This window comes from Colwellia sp. MEBiC06753, assembly GCF_053470325.1.
On sequence record NZ_JBQMTM010000009.1, the window covers coordinates 78,156 to 94,538 of the forward strand.

The following is a 16,383-nucleotide window of genomic DNA, read 5'->3' on the forward strand; positions in this document are numbered from 1 at the left end:
GCAAATACTAGGGTCTTCGCATACCTTTGCGCGACGCTAATACTTCCTGCCATTTAGCTTGCTGTTCTAATGTCAAAACATTAAATATTGCATGGCGGCTTTTGGCTCTATTAAGCGCTAATTTAGCAAATGTCTCTTGATACTGATTATAAGTTTCAGTAAATAATGCTTCATTAAAAACATCACTCGTTTGCTCTGCTTTCACTTGTTCGCGAAACGCTTTGGCAGACTCATGAAGCGCTTTAGCTTGGGTACGACTTTCGGTATTAATTGCCTTTATTTCATTAACTTGATCATCGGTTAACGCTAATAGTTTTTGCATGCGATGCAATTGTTTGCCATCAAATTGCATTGCCATTCTATCGTGACCATGTGCTGGCTTTTCCATCGCTTGAGCCATAGGCAAAATTAAACTGCCAGATGCGATTAATGCTAACATTATATTTCTCATTGAATGTTTCTTTCTCATTACTGTCTCCTTCTTCGACGGTTCAGAAAAATTATAATCATTGCAATGCAAAGAAACGCAAAGGCAGTGTAAAGCTTTGTAAAGTTTACAACTCAACTGTATAACTATTGATAAACTGACTAAGTAACTTTAGGTTTGTATCAATGACGTGTTAAGCAAACCTAGTTTCACTGTTTCTAGTTAGAGCCAAATAAATGACCGCAAAACATATACTAATCATTGATGATGATGTTGAATTAACCGAATTGCTAACGACATTTTTAACCGCTGAAGGTTATAAAACCTCTTGTTGTCATGACGGAGCCAGTGGTCTTGCCCGAGCATTTGATGCAAGTGTTGATTTGATTTTATTAGACGTAATGATGCCCAAACTTACGGGCTTTGACGTACTTAAAGCTTTGGGTGGTCATCATAGTATTCCAATATTAATGCTTACCGCCAAGGGCGATAACAACGATCGCATATTAGGGTTAGAGCTAGGTGCAGACGACTACTTAGCCAAACCATTTCACCACAAAGAGTTGCTCGCGCGCATTCATGCGATATTTCGCCGTATAGACATTGTGAAAGAAAATAAAATGCAGTCAGCACAATTAAACTTAAATGAAGTAACCTTAGATAATGCGACTCGCCAAGTAACTTGTAACGAGCAAAAAGTTGACTTAACAGGTACAGAATATGAAATGCTTAATGTGCTAATGAGTCACCACAGTAATATTGTTAGCAAGGATACCTTGTCTGAAACTGTGTTAGGCAGAAAATTAAGCCCATTTGATCGCAGTATTGATATGCACGTTAGCAATATTCGCCGCAAACTCGCCCCGTATTCAACATCGGAAAAAATTAAAACCGTACGTGGTGCTGGCTATATATTTCTTACTGGTGACGCCCTTGTTTAAATCACTGAAACGCCAACTGAACTCGATCAAAGTAAAACTGTTTTTGTGGTTCTGGCTAGTGACAATATGCGCCATAGCAGCTACTCGATTTATTACGTTGCAAGTACTTGAGCAGAGCTCTGAAATCAGCCTAGATGCAGAAGATTTTAAGCGTATCGAACGCTTTATAACCATTACCAATAATATCCAACCAACGGACTTTCTCAGCTATATACACTCAATGCGAGAGCAACGCCCATTAAGACGATTAAGCAGCCATATAATTATTAAACCGCTTGATCAAGAAGTGCCGATTATTAGCTTACGTCGCCTGCATCCTAAAACTATTGAGTTCATTGATAGTCGCAGTTTTGACCAGCCTAGGTCTTGGTTATTTCCTGATATGCAGCTTACGGGCCCCGCGAAATTAACGCTTGATGGCAATGCCTATTTAATATTTTATCAGCGGCGGGTAGACAACCATCGCCCGTTTGACTTTTCATTTCAAAGCTTACCTTCTTGGGTCAGAATCTTAACACCAATTGTGGTGAGTTTTGCGTTTTGTTGGCTACTAGCGCGTTCGCTCAGTCGCCCGTTATCAAATGTTTCGCGTGCTGCCGAGCAATTAGGTCATGGTGACTTGAGTGTCAGGGTTAAACATGATGATTTGCGCAATGATGAGCTAGGTAGTTTAGCGAAAGCGTTTAATCAAATGGCCGATAAACTAGCCGCTAACTTAACCGCGCATCAACGATTATTAGGCGATGTATCTCACGAGTTACGCTCGCCATTAACCCGATTGCAAATGGCATTGGCGCTGGCCCAATCAAGTAAATCTGAACAAGACCGATCTCAATACATTGAGCGTTGCGAGCGGGAAGTTGCGCGTTTAGACCAAATGCTAGAGCACGTATTAGTGTTGTCCCGACTTGAAAATAGTGTACGTTCCATTGAACGTCGCCCATATCCACTGGCAGAACTATTACAAAGTTTGGTCGACGATGGTAATTTCCTTGGTCAAAGTAAAAATATCAGCGTGTCCTTGGAAACATCATCAAGCCCGACATTAGCCATTGATCAGGAACTAATCGCCAGCGCTATTGGCAATATAATCAGTAATGCCGTCAAGTATAGTGATCCAGACTCTGAAGTTCATATTAGTTTAATGGAGCAAGAACACAGTATTTTTATTAGTGTTGCCGACAGTGGTAAAGGCGTGCCAGAAAGCGAGTTAGACCGATTGTTTGAACCTTTTTACCGTATTGATGATGCCCGTGATCGACATAGTGGCGGAACAGGATTAGGCTTAGCCATAGCGCAACAGGCAATTTTGGCGCACCAAGGTAGTATAGTGGCAGAGAACTTAGCCGGTGACGGATTAAAAGTTACGGTTACATTGCCCAAACAGTGATGTTTTTTTCATCAAATATTTCGTAAGATATTCAAGAATTTCACGATTTTAATAATAATATGAATATTTTACCGATTGGAATTTTTCTTATTGCCATGAGCACTACTGCTGTATTTGCCACCTCAACACCTTACACCAGCGAAACGGAACTGCCGCAGCGCTATTCAAATGAAATTAAGCAGCATTGGCAAACCGGTCATTTCTCAAGCTTTAAGGGGGTTGATCAAGTGGATATTCATTATGCGCAATTTCAATCACCCGCTGCTAACCAGTGTATTGTGCTCGTACCTGGACGAAGTGAAGGTTACTTAAAATATCAAGAGTTGGCCTATGATATTGCTCAACAAGGTTTCGATTTATTTATTATTGATCACCGTGGCCAAGGGCTATCCGGCAGAATGTTAAATAATAAATTCAAAGGCTATGTTGAACTCTTCGACGATTACAGCACTGATTTACACCAATTTATTGATACCATTGTCCGCCCCGCTTGTCATAACGAACTTTATCTACTTGCACATTCAATGGGCGGAGCAATCAGTGCTAGGTATTTACAACGCTTTATTAGCCCCGTAAAAGCCGCGGTTTTAAGCTCGCCTATGATTGCCATCAATAGTGGTGGCTTACCACTTTGGCTTTCCAAGCTGGTCATTAATACTGGGGATACGCTTTCACAGCTGCTGGCAAATCAACCTTGGTATTTTGTCGGACAAGATGATTATAAAACAAAAGCTTTTGAAGATAACCAGCTTAGCCACTCTATAATCCGATACCAAATTTTCACCAAGCTTTATCAAGCTACGCCAGAGCTACAACTAGGCGGTGTTACCTTTCATTGGTTAAAAGAAGCATTAAAAGCGAATGAAGATATTTTTGATGACATAGATAAACTAAAAACGCCAACATTGGTGTTACAGGCGGGCAGCGATACTGTGGTTGATAACTCAGCGCAAGACCAGTTCTGCCAACAATTACATCAAAATTTTTCTTATTCATGCCCAGGTGGTAAACCCATCGTCATCAAGGGCGCACGACATGAAATATTGTTTGAAATTGATTCTTATCGCCAGCAAGGGCTAGACCAAATATTGGCTTGGTTTACCCAACATAGCCAATAAATAAGTACTTTTTATTAACGCGTGTGCTCTTTGCAGTATAAATTTTGTTCGCTTTGATTAAGTGCTGCGCTTGGATCTTGATGAATAATGACTTCACAAGGTTGGAGTGATTTTTCTATCTGGCGCTCAATATCATCAGCAACTTCGTGAGCTTCTAACAAGCTAAGCTCCCCAGGTAGTTCAATATGTAATTGTACAAATTTCTTTGGCCCTGCTTGGCGCGTTCGCAGTTTATGAAAACCAACAACTTGTGAATGTCTACTAACAATTTCATTAATTATTGAAATATCGGTTGCAGAAATTTCCCGATCCAATAGCTGATCTAAGCTACTTTTAATGATGTCTTTACTGCCATAACTTAAGTAAATACCTACAGCGATGGTAAATAAACCATCTATTTGCTGCCAGCCATAATTCACCATCAATAATGCCGCAAGCACAGAAAGATTTAATAATATATCAGATTGATAATGTAGAGAGTCTGCGCGAATAATCACAGACTGGGTTTTAGCAATCACTATTTTTTGGAAAGTCACCAAGGCTATGGTCATCACTAAAGACGCTAGGGTTACATAAACCGCAACCGAAGTATTTACCACTGCTACAGGTGAAATTAATCGTTCAACGCCATGAAATATCAACATAATCGCCGAACCATTGATAAAGGCAGCTTGGGCAATACCCGCTAAACTTTCAGCCTTGCCATGCCCAAATTGATGTTCGTCATCAGCAGGTTGTAATGCATACATTAGTACTAAGACATTTAGCCCGGAAATAAAAAGATCTAATAGCGAGTCCGTCGCTGAGGCTAGCATGGCTGCGGCATTGGAATTGAGCCACGCATATAGTTTGATTGAAACCAAAATTATGGTCACTGAAAACGAGGTTTTCGCTGCTATTTTTACCCAAAAACTATAATTTTGCTCAAGATGCTTGGTCATGACTACTCAGTAAAAGTTACCAGAAAAATGTTTTCGTATCATAAATAATTTTTGATAAATAAATTCAAACGCTTCAGTTAAATATTAGCGCAAAAGTTCGCTATAATAGCAGCACTTTCTTATCAGTCTTTTATCAGGTAATAACGATAGCTATGTTAGATGTTGTTTTGTTTCAACCAGAGATCCCACCCAATACTGGCAATATAATTCGTTTGTGCGCGAACTCAGGATTTCGCTTGCACTTAATTGAACCTTTGGGGTTTTCTATTGAAGATAAGAGACTAAAACGTGCTGGCCTTGATTATCACGAATTCGCCAACCTGAAACGTCACGCCAGCTTTGATGATTTTATTGCCCAAGAGCAGCCGAAACGGCTTTATGCAATAACGACAAAAGCGACACGCTATCACCATCAGGTTGACTTTGCCGAGGGTGACTATGTAATGTTTGGCTCAGAAACCAAGGGCTTGCCTGATGTGGTTAGAGATCAAATCCCCGATGAGCACAAAATCCGCATCCCTATGGTCGAAGGGAGTCGCAGTATGAATTTATCAAATTCAGCAGCAGTGATTATTTATGAAGCATGGCGTCAGTTAGGCTTTGAACACGGTATGTAAATACTTGCCTAAGCAAATAAAGAAATGAATAAATTTGAGTAACCTTTATTTCATACAATTAAATAACTAACCTCGGGTTTGTATAAGAACTAGTGTTAAGCTTTATAAAACAAAAACTTGCTCTGTTTCTTAATTTCTAGCTTGAGGTTAACTAGGTTACTCGAATTTCTTTTGACGAGACAGTAAGTCAGAAGCGGCTTGCAAGGCTGGTTTACCTTGATAAAGCACCGCATAAACCTGCTCAACAATTGGCATTTCCACACCTTCACGTTGCGACAGCATATAGACTTCTTTGGTATTGCGATAACCTTCCACCACTTGCCCAATATCCGTCATTGCTTGATCAACGCTTTTACCTTGACCTAACGCTAAACCAAATCGGCGATTGCGTGATTGATTATCGGTACAAGTAAGGACTAAATCACCTAAACCTGCCATCCCCATAAAGGTAGCAGGCTCAGCATTTAACGCTATACCTAAACGAGTCATTTCAGCAAGACCACGAGTTATCAGCGCAGTTCTGGCATTTGCACCAAAGCCAATACCATCAGCCATACCAGCACCAATCGCGATAACATTTTTTACCGCACCGCCGAGTTGCACACCAATAAAGTCATTATTGCTATAAACTCTGAAAGTTTTTTCGCAATGTAAAAGTTCCGAAAGTTCGGTCACAAAATCATCGTCGGTAGACGACAGCGAAATAGCTGTAGGTAATCCTGCTGCCATTTCTTTAGCAAACGTCGGCCCAGATAACACACCTAAGCTGATGTCATTACCTAAAATGTCGCGAGCAACTTCTTGCAATAGCTGGCCACTATTCGGATCTAGCCCTTTAGTTGCCCACGCTAGCTTAGCATTGGGGTTTAGCAAAGGTTTGATCTGACTAAGCATATCGCCAAAAACATGGCTAGGTACAACCACCAGCACTATATCACTGGCAGCTACGGCTTTTGCCAAGTCAGTTTCAATAATTAAGCTATCTGGAAATTTGCTGCCCGGTAAGTATTTTTCATTTGAGCGAGATTGCGCCATCGTCTGCATTTGCTCGACGTCGCGTCCCCACAATACCGTTGGATGGCCATTGCGTGCAAAACATATAGCAAGGGCAGAGCCATAAGACCCTGCCCCTAATATGGTAATTTTAGCCGTTGTTACGGTCATAAACTCAATTAGTGAGTTTCAGCACTAGCAGCTGCAGCTTGCTCTTGTGCTTGACGTTGTTGCAAGTAATTTGCAAATAATGCATCAAAGTTAACTGGTGCTAAGTTTAATTGTGGGAATGAACCACGGTTAACTAAGCTAGCTACAGTTTCACGTGCATACGGGAATAATGTATTCGGGCAGAATGCGCCGATCATGTGAGCTAAGTGAGCTTCGTCAACATTGCCAATAGTGAAGATACCTGCTTGTTGTACTTCTGCTAAGAAAGCTGTTTGACCTTCAACAGTTGCCGTTACAGTAACTGCTAACACTACTTCATAAGTGTTTTCCGCTACAGTGTTTGAACGTGTATCAATATCTAATTTAACTTCTGGTTTCCATTCTTTTTGGAAAATTGCCGGAGAGTTAGGCGTTTCAAAAGAAACATCTTTTGTATAAACACGTTGAATCGCGAATTGCGGTGCGTTGTTCGCTTCTTGGTTTTGATTTTCATCAGCCATTGAAATATTCCTTAAATTTTTATGCACAGCAATTTTTACAGTGCTACTTCTAATTTTGGTAATGCCTGCCTATGCCAAGGCAAGCATTGAATCTAATTTATTTGCTGCCTCTAGGGCAAACAAGTCGTCGCAGCCACCGACATGATTTTCATTAATGAAAATCTGCGGCACTGTTGAGCCACCATTGGCACGTGCGATCATTTCAGGGCGAAGTGCTGGTTGTTCATCAATTTTAAACTCTACATAAGCAACATCTTTATGCTCTAGCAAGGCTTTTGCACGTGTACAAAATGGGCAATATGCTTTTGTATAAATTTCTACTTTTGATGTCACAACAACCTCTTACTTTTTCGCCACCGGTAAACCAGCACCAACCCAAGTATTTAAACCACCTTTTAATAAACCAACATTATTAAAGCCAGCTTTTAGTAACTGATTTGCTACTTTTGATGCAGTAATACCTGCGGTGCATACCACAATAATGGGTTTGTCTTTATATTTTTCAAGGGCAGAAAAGTCATTTTTGTTGGCTTTTTCTGGTGACAAGTGCACAGAATCAATAATTCGGCTCGCTTTAAATTCTTTTTCAGCGCGAATATCTACTACAACACCGTCTTCTTTATTCACCAAAAAGGTTAATTCTTGCGGCGATAATTGCTTTACTGGCGACATTTTTATCATCACCGTAATCACAATAATTGCAATAAGCAAACCCACCCAAGCAGCGCTTAATAACGGGTGATTACTTGCGAAAACCATTAATTGTTCCATTACTTTACCTTTGTAGAACGACAACTAAAACGCGCACAGTATACAGGCTTCACTGGTCAAACCCAACTTATACGTAACTCGAACATAACGCAGCAATAATTTTCAGCCGTTCGCTAGTGCTATTCGATATGAACTGTGTAAAATATCGCTATAGCTCATACGCCAATAAATGTTAGGAAAAATACACATGCCAACTAAAAAGCCGATGGTTCTGATTATTTTAGACGGTTGGGGATATCGCGAAGATCAAGAATCAAACGCCATTTTTCACGCTCATACCCCAGTACTTGATGACTTAAAAGCACGTTTTCCTAACATGCTAATTGGCACCTCTGGCATGGCAGTAGGCTTACCTGATGGCCAAATGGGTAACTCAGAGGTTGGTCATGTTAACTTAGGTGCAGGCCGTATTGTTTATCAAGACTTCACCCGCATTACCAAAGCGATTGCCGACGGCGAATTTCAACATAATCCGGCTTTATGTCATGCCGTTGATGCAGCCAAGAATGCCGATAAAGCGGTCCATATTTTTGGCTTAATGTCGCCAGGTGGAGTGCATAGTCACGAAGATCATATTTTCTCGATGATGGAGCTTGCTAAAGCGCGTGGCGCAACAAAAGTCTATTTACATGCTTTCCTAGATGGCCGAGATACTCCGCCGCGCAGCGCTCATGACTCACTGCAAAAAGCCCAAGATAAATTCGCTGAATTAGGCAACGGCCAAGTGGCATCAATTATCGGTCGCTATTTTGCGATGGACAGAGATCAACGTTGGGACCGTGTTGAAGCTGCATACAACTTAATGGTTGATGGCCAAGCTGAATTTCAATTTAACTCGGCAACCGATGCGCTAGCAGCCGCTTATGAGCGTGATGAAAACGATGAATTCGTTAAAGCAACGGCCATTACCAATGCCGATGGTGAGACCATTAAAATTGAAGACGGCGACGCGCTAATATTTATGAACTTTAGAGCTGACCGCGCCCGTCAATTTACCCGCTGTTTTACTGACACTGATTTCTCAGGCTTTGAGCGTAACCGCGTACCCAAACTTAGCGATTTTGTCATGTTAACTGAATATGCTGCTGACATTAAAACCAGCTGTGCATTCCCGCCAGAAAAACTTGAAAATGTCATGGGTGAATGGCTGGCCAAACATCATAAAACTCAATTGCGCATTTCAGAAACTGAAAAATATGCCCATGTCACCTTCTTCTTCAGTGGTGGTAAAGAAGAAGAATACGAAGGCGAGCAACGAATTCTAGTGCCGTCTCCTCAAGTCGCCACCTATGATTTACAGCCAGAAATGAACTCAAGACTACTTACAGACAAGCTGGTTGAAGCCATAGAAAGTCAGTCGTTTGATTTAATTGTTTGTAATTACCCGAATGGCGATATGGTCGGTCATACCGGTAAATTTGATGCGGCAGTTAAAGCCTGTGAAGCTGTCGATCGCTCAATCGGGCGAGTAATTACTGCCCTTGAAAAAGTCGGTGGTGAATGTTTAATTACCGCCGACCATGGTAATGCCGAGCAAATGGTCAACCCTACATCAGGACAAGCTCATACCGCTCATACTTGTGAACCAGTGCCGCTTATTTATGTTGGTCGCCAAGCAACGCCAGCTAGTGATGGCGCGCTTAGTGATATTTCGCCAACACTGTTATATTTAATGGGCATGGAACAACCACAAGAAATGACTGGTAAAGTGTTGATGCATTTAAACTAATACATTTGCTGTCACCTAAAGTTCGTTATCACCGATGTTGATAAAAACAACAACGTTTGCTTTTTGCTTAAGCATGGCATGTATAAGCTTTTTATCTTTGGCTGAACAAGTCACAGATAAAGAGCTGTCTCAGGTTAAAAAACAAATTGCTCAGCAAAAATCGACCATTGTCGCTGTCAGCAAAAAGCGTCGCCAACTCAATAGTCAGCTCAAAAAAGATGACTTTGCTATCGCAAAAGTGGCCAAAGCAATTAACCTCACTGAAAAACAACTGAAAGCGACAGAGCTAAAACTTAGTGAATTAGCCGCAGAAAAATTGGAACTAGAAAAGCAGAAGCAACAACAAGAGCAAGCACTTGCTTACCAGTTAAGAACTGCATACAGCACTGGTCAGCATGACTATTTAAAAATGCTGTTTAACCAAGAACAATCAGCTTTAGTTCAACGTTCAATTACCTATTACCAGTATCTTAATAAAGCTCGCATTAAGGAAATTGAGCAATTTAAAGCCACCATTACTCGCCTTCAAACTGTTGCTAAAAGCCAAGAGCAAAAACTGAGTGAACTAGAAACACTAAAAGAAGATCAAAAAAATCAAAAAATCGCCTTAGAAAAAAATAAAACACAGCGTAAGAAAACACTTCAAGCACTGCGCCAAGAGTTACTTTCTAGCAAAGAATTACTAAACAAACTTGAGCAAGAGGAAGAAAACCTAGTTGCTGCATTGCAAAAACTGGCTAATGAAAACGCACTAGCCAATAATCTTAAAGGGTTAGGTGCGCTAAAACGTCAGCTAAAGTGGCCAGTAAATGGACGAATAAAACATTCTTTTGGCACCAGAAAACAAGGTTATTTACGTTGGAAAGGCGTGTTAATGTCAGCAGATGTTGGTGCGCAAGTTAACAGTGTACATGCCGGTAAAGTGTTGTTTGCTGACTGGTTAAAAGGTTATGGCTTAGTCACGGTTATCGACCATGGCGCCGGCTACATGAGCCTTTACGGTCACAACCAAGCATTGCTAAAAAATGTCGGTGATACCGTAGAAACAGGTGAGCCAATTGCGCTAGTTGGCCAAAGTGGCGGACAAAATGAACCAGGGCTTTATTTTGAAATAAGGCATGGTGGCAAAGCCGTTAATCCGAAAATTTGGTGCAAATAAAGCATCGATTTTGTTACAAATTACTGATACTCTAACTTAATAAAAATAATAGTTTTTAAAGCCCCCGTGACTCGATTTTCTTTCATATTACTCAGTTTTTTTGCCTGTTTGGCGATTATACAACCAAGCTATGCACAGCCAGCTAAAGTCGCAATTGTTATTGATGACATTGGCTATCGCATGACTGATAAAGATGTACTGACCATCCCAGGTAATATTACTTATTCAGTACTTCCGCAAACGCCTTACGGTAAACGTATTGCTGAAATTGCTAATCATAGAAATCACGATGTCATTCTACATATTCCAATGGAGTCTAATCACGGTAAAAAGTTAGGCCCTGGCGCGCTCACCAGTGATATGGATGAAGTTGGTATTAAGGCATCACTCGCCAATGCTTATCAAGAGATGCCATTTGCTCTTGGCATTAATAATCATATGGGTAGCTATTTAACCACGCTTTCCAAGCCAATGCAGTGGACAATGCAATTTTTAAAAGAACATAATTTATTCTTTTTAGACAGTGTCACTAGCCCTAGAACAGTAGGTAGAAGTGTTGCTAATAAACTCGGGGTGCCAGCAAGAAGTCGTCATGTTTTTTTAGATAACCAATTAGATGAAGCTTATATCAGTGGACAATTTAGTCAGCTTATTGAACAAGCACAAAAGCATAAAATGGCGATAGCTATTGCTCACCCTCATCCAGAGACGGTTAAAGCCTTAACTAAGCTGATTCCAACGCTTAAAGCCAATAATATTGAATTAGTTGGCCTCTCTGAATTGTACCTTCAGCACACAGCTTCGGGCACATTAACCGCACAAACCGAATAGCCTGATCAAACAACTCGCCTAAATAAAAAGCCTAATCGTTAAGAACCTAGTCGTTAAACATTAGCCTTCTGGTATTTTATTTTCACGCATCAACTTTCTTAGGTGCCTAACGGGTATCGCATAAGTGATACCGCTAGGGTTAGTAATGGCAGCCTCTTTTGTGCCTTGCACAAAAACCTTATTAATCACTGCAACCACTTCACCATTTTCAGTATTATAAAGTGCACTACCGCTATTGCCTGGATACGCTGTGCCGTCAAGTTGATAAACCATATAAGGTTCACGTAAGCGTTTCAGCATATTTAACGACATTTCGCGAGTATCTTTTACCGGTATAACGACAGGCGTAATACTCGCAAGCATTGCTCGGTGGGTTACTGGATATAACCCTAAAATCGCACCAATCGGAAAACCGGTAAAGCCAACGTCACTCCCTTCTGGTAGAAACTCATCTGCCGCTAGCTTCATTGCTGGTAGCCGCTCTCCTTCAACTTTCAAAATAGCCAAATCATGGTAACGTGAAGAAGCAATGAGTTGTGCTTTTCTTGCTTTAGCATTTTTACCAGAGCCAACAAACACCACCATTTCTTCTAAACGCTCGCTGTCAAGCACATCTGGCACTACATGGTGATTGGTCGCCACATATTGCCCATTGCCAATAACAAAACCTGAACCTCGCAATTCATTTTGCGGTTGTGATAGTGGCGCATGCACACCGACACCAACAACAGCGGGTTTAATTTGCTTAACTAACTCCACCATATTATGAGCATGAATTTGGGCACTCAGTATCGACATCAACGCCAACAGTAAAGCCCTAAGGTAAATAGGCATATTCTTTCCTTGTAAATAAAATGTTATTGCAGTTAAGTCTGTCATTTTTACGCAACTTTTCCAACTTTAAGCCATAATAATAGAAGAATTATTGAGGCAAGCTTATGAATGGCAAAATTATTCCAATTATGGCGGGCGGTGGTACTCGACTTCCCGCACATATTGGTATTTTAAGTGCATTAGAAGATCTCGGTGTCGGCTTTGACCACATTGTCGGCGTTTCTGGAGGTAGCATTGTTGCCAGTTTATACGCTGCTGGGCTGCCAATAGAACGTATAAAAGAAATCGCCTTAGAAACAAACTACAATCAATTTCGCGAATTTTCATTGCTAAAGCTTATTCGCAGTGGCGGCTTAAGCTCGGGCGACACCTTTGAAAAGTGGGTAGATAATTTGCTAGAAGGTAAAACATTTGCCGAAATGCCATTACCACTGCATGTTGTGGCCACCGATGTACGAAGTGGCAAACCGGTAATTTTTGATCAAAAAAGTACGCCTGACATGAAAGTATCACTAGCGGTCCGCTTTTCAATGTCTATACCACTGGTATTTAGCTTCAAACCTTTTGGTAAGCATATTATGGTCGACGGAAGCATTTTGTCAGAAGATGCACTGCACAGAGACTGGGATGGCGAATCTACGCCAGTACTGTGTTTCCGACTGAGGGGCGAACAGGAGTATCAAGACTTAAAGGTTGGCGGCATCTTTCCAATATTTAATTTCGTTACACTACTTATTAGAACATTTATGACCACTATTTCTCGCGAATACATCAATGAAGCGTTTTGGCATAACACCATAATTATCAACACCGGTGATTGTTCGGCTGTCGACTTTAATTTATCAAAAGAGCAGAAAAATAAGCTGTTTGACATTGGTTACCAAACCGCGATGGATATCATTCCGATTAAAACCAAAATACAAACGTCCCCCTTTAGCCGCATACCAACAAAAACCAATCACTCTATCAGTGTATAGCACTTGTTAATTTTCAGTAAAAGTTGTCATAATAGCGTTCAATTTTGATAATAGCTGCTTGATCTGATATTAAGCTTTTTTCAGGAAGAAGAATGGCCACGTTTTTACACCAACTTATAGAGCACAGCGCGAATAACACTCCCGACGCAACCGCACTTCATTTTAAAAACACACATATCACTTATCAGCAGCTAGCGAGTCAAATAACACAAATAGCTCAAAGTTATCAGGCTATTGGTCTATCTCGTTACGACCGAGTAGGTATTTACTTACCTAAATCTATTGAAACCGTCACTAGCATATTTGCCTGTAGCAAATTCGGCGGTGTATTTGTCCCAATCAACCCAGTGCTAAAAGCCCAACAAGTTGCTCATATTGCTAACGATTGTGATGTCAAAGTGATAATCACCAACAAAGGGCGAATGAAGCCACTGCTAACCGCATTAGCACAAATGCCTGCACTTACCCACATTATCTTACTCGATGGTGATAGTGGCGATGAACAGTGTATCAATGGCATCAATATAGTGAGTTGGCCCTCTTTTATAGAACAGACAACTACGCCTGATCCTGCTTGCCAACCCCAGACCAGTGATGATATGGCAGCAATTTTATATACATCGGGTAGTACCGGGAAGCCTAAAGGTGTAGTGCTATCTCACGGCAACATGGTGTTAGGAGCAATTTCGGTTGCGACCTATTTAGAAAATACCAGTGACGATGTAATTTTAGCTGTTTTACCACTAAGTTTTGATTATGGCTTAAGTCAGCTAACAACCAGCTTTTATGTTGGTGCGTCCTGCGTGCTACTTGATTACCTGCTACCTAAAGATGTACTAAACACTATCGATAAATATCAAGTTACAGGCTTAGCCGCAGTGCCACCGCTATATTCACAACTTTGTAGTTTAAATTGGCCTGAAACTGCGGGAAAATCCGTACGCTATTTTACCAATAGTGGTGGTGCCTTAACACAAGCTAACCTTACTACGCTTCGTGAACGCATGCCTCAAGCCTTACCTTATTTAATGTATGGCTTAACCGAAGCGTTTCGTTCAACGTATTTACCACCGAGCGAAGTTGATAACCGCAAAGGCTCTATGGGCAAAGCAATACCCAATGCAGAAGTCATCGTTGTTAGACCTGACGGCACTGAATGTGATGTTGACGAAGCCGGTGAACTCGTTCACATGGGGCCATTAGTCAGCCTAGGTTATTGGAATGCACCTGAAAAAACTACCGAACGGTTTAAATTTGCGCCCAATAAACCTTCAGGGATTATGCTAAAAGAAATGGCGGTTTGGTCTGGCGATAAAGTAAAGCGTGATCAAGATGGCTTTTTGTACTTTGTTGCTCGCGCCGATGAAATGATTAAAACCTCTGGTTACCGAATTAGCCCAATGGAGGTGGAAGAGGTGCTGTACCAGCATCAAGCTGTGGCAGAAGCTGCGGTAATTGGCGCTACACACCCAGAGCTTGGACAAGCTATTGTTGCATTAGTATTGACCAATCAAGCAGAAGACACAGAACAAATCACTAAAAGCATTACTCACCACTGCCTAAAAGAACTTGCCAACTATATGGTGCCGAAAAAAGTTATCGTGTTAGAGCATATGCCACATAATGCTAATGGCAAAATCGATCGCGCTGCACTTAATCGCGACTACAAACAGTTTTTTATGGACAACCAATAATGAAAGCACAACACGATAATTTGCCCTCATTTAAAATTGCCAACGAGCAACTGATGATTGGTGATTTAACATTAGCTGAAATTGAAATGCTCGTTGGTAGAACCCCTTTTTATGCTTATGATACCGCCCTACTTAAAAACAAAGTCGTCGACTTAAAAGCACAATTACCAGCAAAAATTTCGCTTCACTATGCAATCAAAGCGAACCCTTATCCAAGCCTTGTACATTTTATGAAGCCAATGGTCGCCGGCTTTGATGTTGCATCCAAAAAAGAGATGTTACTCGCCTTACAAACGGGAATGCCTGCAAACGAAATAAGCTTTGCTGGCCCGGGTAAAACTGAGGATGATATTCGCGCCTCTATTGTTGCCGGAATTACCTTGCATGCAGAATCAATTACTGAAATAGAACGTGCTATAGATATTGGTCAACAGATCAACAAACTTCCTAATATAGCAATTCGTGTCAATCCAGCTTTCGAACTAAAAGCATCAGGTATGAAAATGGCCGGCGGTGCCAAACCATTTGGTATCGATCAAGAACTCTTACCTGAATTATTAACCAACCTAAACTACACGCAGCTCAATTTTAGGGGTTTTCATATTTTTGCTGGTTCGCAAAACCTTAATGAAGACGCCATTATCGAAATGCACCAAAAAACCTTTGCCCTTGCCGCAGATCTCGTCGAACTAACGCCAGTTAACATTGATTATATTAATATCGGTGGTGGCTTAGGCATACCTTATTTTCCTGGCGAAAAAAGGTTATCGCTTAGCAATATTTCAGATAATTTGTCACAATTAATTGAAAGCCATAAAGCACTTGCTAACATTGAAATTATTATGGAACTAGGTCGTTATCTAGTCGGTGAAGCGGGAGTTTATGTCAGTAAAGTAGTTGATATTAAAGACTCTCGTGAAACTTGCTATGTCATTTGTGACGGAGGTTTACATCACCACTTGGCCAACTCTGGTAATTTTGGTCAGGTTATCCGTAAAAACTACCCCGTTGCCATTGGCAATAAAATGTCTGATGACCAGCAGCACTATCAACAAATTTCAATCGTAGGCCCACTATGTACGCCTTTAGATATTTTGGCAGATAAGGTTAAATTACCGAAAGTCGCAATAGGTGATTATGTTGTCGTCTTTCAATCTGGCGCTTATGGAGCCAGTGCTAGCCCACAAGGCTTTTTAAGCCAACCAAGCTTAAGTGAAATATTGCTCTAAAATCAAAACGTTAAAAAAGTGTAAAATATTCAGACAAATGATGCTAAATTGATGAATTATC

The 16,383-nt window shown here is 40.9% G+C and carries 17 protein-coding genes; 10 read left to right on the forward strand and 7 right to left on the reverse strand.

Going from position 1 to position 16,383, the window contains the following annotated elements; genetic code table 11:
- Positions 1 to 7 precede the first annotated feature (7 nt).
- Positions 8 to 469, reverse strand: coding sequence for a Spy/CpxP family protein refolding chaperone (locus ACOB82_RS09040; protein ID WP_448212655.1), 462 nt, complete (start codon positions 467 to 469; stop codon positions 8 to 10).
- 194 nt (positions 470 to 663) lie between these two features.
- Between ACOB82_RS09040 and ACOB82_RS09045 the strand changes: the two genes are divergently transcribed.
- Genes ACOB82_RS09045 through ACOB82_RS09055 form a run of 3 tightly spaced genes read left to right on the forward strand, consistent with a single transcriptional unit; the run spans position 664 to position 3,876 of the window.
- A complete protein-coding gene (locus ACOB82_RS09045; RefSeq protein ID WP_448212656.1) occupies positions 664 to 1,368 on the forward strand; it encodes a response regulator in 705 nt (234 codons plus the stop codon).
- Entirely contained in the window at positions 1,361 to 2,758 is a 1,398-nt protein-coding gene (locus ACOB82_RS09050; RefSeq protein WP_448212657.1) for an ATP-binding protein, read from the forward strand. The genes ACOB82_RS09045 and ACOB82_RS09050 overlap by 8 nt, the downstream gene beginning before the upstream one ends.
- A 59-nt stretch (positions 2,759 to 2,817) precedes the next feature.
- Positions 2,818 to 3,876 carry an alpha/beta fold hydrolase gene (locus ACOB82_RS09055; RefSeq protein ID WP_448212658.1) on the forward strand — a complete coding sequence of 353 codons (1,059 nt, stop codon included), beginning with the start codon at positions 2,818 to 2,820 and terminating at the stop codon, positions 3,874 to 3,876.
- Between the two features lie 14 nt (positions 3,877 to 3,890).
- Here the strand turns inward: ACOB82_RS09055 and ACOB82_RS09060 are convergent, their stop codons facing one another.
- Positions 3,891 to 4,817, reverse strand: a complete 927-nt coding sequence (locus ACOB82_RS09060) for a cation diffusion facilitator family transporter (RefSeq protein ID WP_448212659.1) — start codon at positions 4,815 to 4,817, stop codon at positions 3,891 to 3,893.
- Between the two features lie 152 nt (positions 4,818 to 4,969).
- On the opposite strand from ACOB82_RS09060, the gene trmL reads away from it, so the two are divergent.
- Entirely contained in the window at positions 4,970 to 5,434 is a 465-nt protein-coding gene (gene trmL, locus ACOB82_RS09065; RefSeq protein ID WP_448212660.1) for a tRNA (uridine(34)/cytosine(34)/5-carboxymethylaminomethyluridine(34)-2'-O)-methyltransferase TrmL, read from the forward strand.
- A gap of 156 nt (positions 5,435 to 5,590) precedes the next feature.
- Here trmL and gpsA read toward each other — a convergent pair whose 3' ends face one another.
- From gpsA to ACOB82_RS09085, 4 genes are all read right to left on the reverse strand, one after another.
- On the reverse strand, positions 5,591 to 6,598 hold the full coding sequence (gene gpsA, locus ACOB82_RS09070; protein WP_448212661.1) for an NAD(P)H-dependent glycerol-3-phosphate dehydrogenase: 1,008 nt from the start codon (positions 6,596 to 6,598) through the stop codon (positions 5,591 to 5,593).
- An 8-nt stretch (positions 6,599 to 6,606) separates the two neighbouring features.
- A complete protein-coding gene (secB, locus tag ACOB82_RS09075) occupies positions 6,607 to 7,098 on the reverse strand; it encodes a protein-export chaperone SecB (RefSeq protein WP_448212662.1) in 492 nt (163 codons plus the stop codon).
- Between the two features lie 69 nt (positions 7,099 to 7,167).
- Positions 7,168 to 7,431 carry a glutaredoxin 3 gene (gene grxC / locus ACOB82_RS09080; protein ID WP_448212663.1) on the reverse strand — a complete coding sequence of 88 codons (264 nt, stop codon included), beginning with the start codon at positions 7,429 to 7,431 and terminating at the stop codon, positions 7,168 to 7,170.
- A 9-nt stretch (positions 7,432 to 7,440) separates the two neighbouring features.
- Positions 7,441 to 7,869 carry a rhodanese-like domain-containing protein gene (locus tag ACOB82_RS09085; RefSeq protein ID WP_448212664.1) on the reverse strand — a complete coding sequence of 143 codons (429 nt, stop codon included), beginning with the start codon at positions 7,867 to 7,869 and terminating at the stop codon, positions 7,441 to 7,443.
- 187 nt (positions 7,870 to 8,056) lie between these two features.
- On the opposite strand from ACOB82_RS09085, the gene gpmM reads away from it, so the two are divergent.
- From gpmM to ACOB82_RS09100, 3 genes are all read left to right on the forward strand, one after another.
- Positions 8,057 to 9,598, forward strand: coding sequence for a 2,3-bisphosphoglycerate-independent phosphoglycerate mutase (gene gpmM, locus ACOB82_RS09090; protein WP_448212665.1), 1,542 nt, complete (start codon positions 8,057 to 8,059; stop codon positions 9,596 to 9,598).
- A 73-nt stretch (positions 9,599 to 9,671) separates the two neighbouring features.
- Complete coding sequence (locus ACOB82_RS09095) at positions 9,672 to 10,757, forward strand: murein hydrolase activator EnvC family protein (protein WP_448212666.1); 1,086 nt, start codon at positions 9,672 to 9,674, stop codon at positions 10,755 to 10,757.
- Between the two features lie 108 nt (positions 10,758 to 10,865).
- A complete protein-coding gene (locus tag ACOB82_RS09100) occupies positions 10,866 to 11,588 on the forward strand; it encodes a divergent polysaccharide deacetylase family protein (RefSeq protein WP_448212667.1) in 723 nt (240 codons plus the stop codon).
- 60 nt (positions 11,589 to 11,648) lie between these two features.
- Here ACOB82_RS09100 and ACOB82_RS09105 read toward each other — a convergent pair whose 3' ends face one another.
- Entirely contained in the window at positions 11,649 to 12,422 is a 774-nt protein-coding gene (locus tag ACOB82_RS09105; protein WP_448212668.1) for a S1 family peptidase, read from the reverse strand.
- Between the two features lie 104 nt (positions 12,423 to 12,526).
- On the opposite strand from ACOB82_RS09105, the gene ACOB82_RS09110 reads away from it, so the two are divergent.
- From ACOB82_RS09110 to ACOB82_RS09120, 3 genes are all read left to right on the forward strand, one after another.
- Positions 12,527 to 13,399: a patatin-like phospholipase family protein gene (locus ACOB82_RS09110; RefSeq protein ID WP_448212669.1), complete on the forward strand. Its 873-nt coding sequence runs from the start codon at positions 12,527 to 12,529 to the stop codon at positions 13,397 to 13,399.
- Between the two features lie 92 nt (positions 13,400 to 13,491).
- The gene (locus tag ACOB82_RS09115) at positions 13,492 to 15,093 is read left to right on the forward strand and encodes an acyl-CoA ligase (AMP-forming), exosortase A system-associated (RefSeq protein ID WP_448212670.1); all 1,602 of its coding nucleotides are present in this window, start codon (positions 13,492 to 13,494) and stop codon (positions 15,091 to 15,093) included.
- Positions 15,093 to 16,322, forward strand: a complete 1,230-nt coding sequence (locus ACOB82_RS09120) for a pyridoxal-dependent decarboxylase, exosortase A system-associated (protein WP_448212671.1) — start codon at positions 15,093 to 15,095, stop codon at positions 16,320 to 16,322. The genes ACOB82_RS09115 and ACOB82_RS09120 overlap by 1 nt, the downstream gene beginning before the upstream one ends.
- The last annotated feature ends 61 nt before the right edge of the window (positions 16,323 to 16,383 follow it).

Bases quoted from the DNA above. Each gene is read 5' to 3' on its own strand.
- ACOB82_RS09040 (WP_448212655.1), bottom strand. From the start codon at position 469: ATGAGAAAGAAACATTCAATGAGAAATATAATGTTAGCATTAATCGCA.
- ACOB82_RS09045 (WP_448212656.1), top strand. From the start codon at position 664: ATGACCGCAAAACATATACTAATCATTGATGATGATGTTGAATTAACC.
- ACOB82_RS09055 (WP_448212658.1), top strand. From the start codon at position 2,818: ATGAATATTTTACCGATTGGAATTTTTCTTATTGCCATGAGCACTACT.
- ACOB82_RS09060 (WP_448212659.1), bottom strand. From the start codon at position 4,817: ATGACCAAGCATCTTGAGCAAAATTATAGTTTTTGGGTAAAAATAGCA.
- trmL (WP_448212660.1), top strand. From the start codon at position 4,970: ATGTTAGATGTTGTTTTGTTTCAACCAGAGATCCCACCCAATACTGGC.
- gpsA (WP_448212661.1), bottom strand. From the start codon at position 6,598: ATGACCGTAACAACGGCTAAAATTACCATATTAGGGGCAGGGTCTTAT.
- secB (WP_448212662.1), bottom strand. From the start codon at position 7,098: ATGGCTGATGAAAATCAAAACCAAGAAGCGAACAACGCACCGCAATTC.
- ACOB82_RS09085 (WP_448212664.1), bottom strand. From the start codon at position 7,869: ATGGAACAATTAATGGTTTTCGCAAGTAATCACCCGTTATTAAGCGCT.
- gpmM (WP_448212665.1), top strand. From the start codon at position 8,057: ATGCCAACTAAAAAGCCGATGGTTCTGATTATTTTAGACGGTTGGGGA.
- ACOB82_RS09095 (WP_448212666.1), top strand. From the start codon at position 9,672: ATGGCATGTATAAGCTTTTTATCTTTGGCTGAACAAGTCACAGATAAA.
- ACOB82_RS09105 (WP_448212668.1), bottom strand. From the start codon at position 12,422: ATGCCTATTTACCTTAGGGCTTTACTGTTGGCGTTGATGTCGATACTG.
- ACOB82_RS09110 (WP_448212669.1), top strand. From the start codon at position 12,527: ATGAATGGCAAAATTATTCCAATTATGGCGGGCGGTGGTACTCGACTT.
- ACOB82_RS09115 (WP_448212670.1), top strand. From the start codon at position 13,492: ATGGCCACGTTTTTACACCAACTTATAGAGCACAGCGCGAATAACACT.
- ACOB82_RS09120 (WP_448212671.1), top strand. From the start codon at position 15,093: ATGAAAGCACAACACGATAATTTGCCCTCATTTAAAATTGCCAACGAG.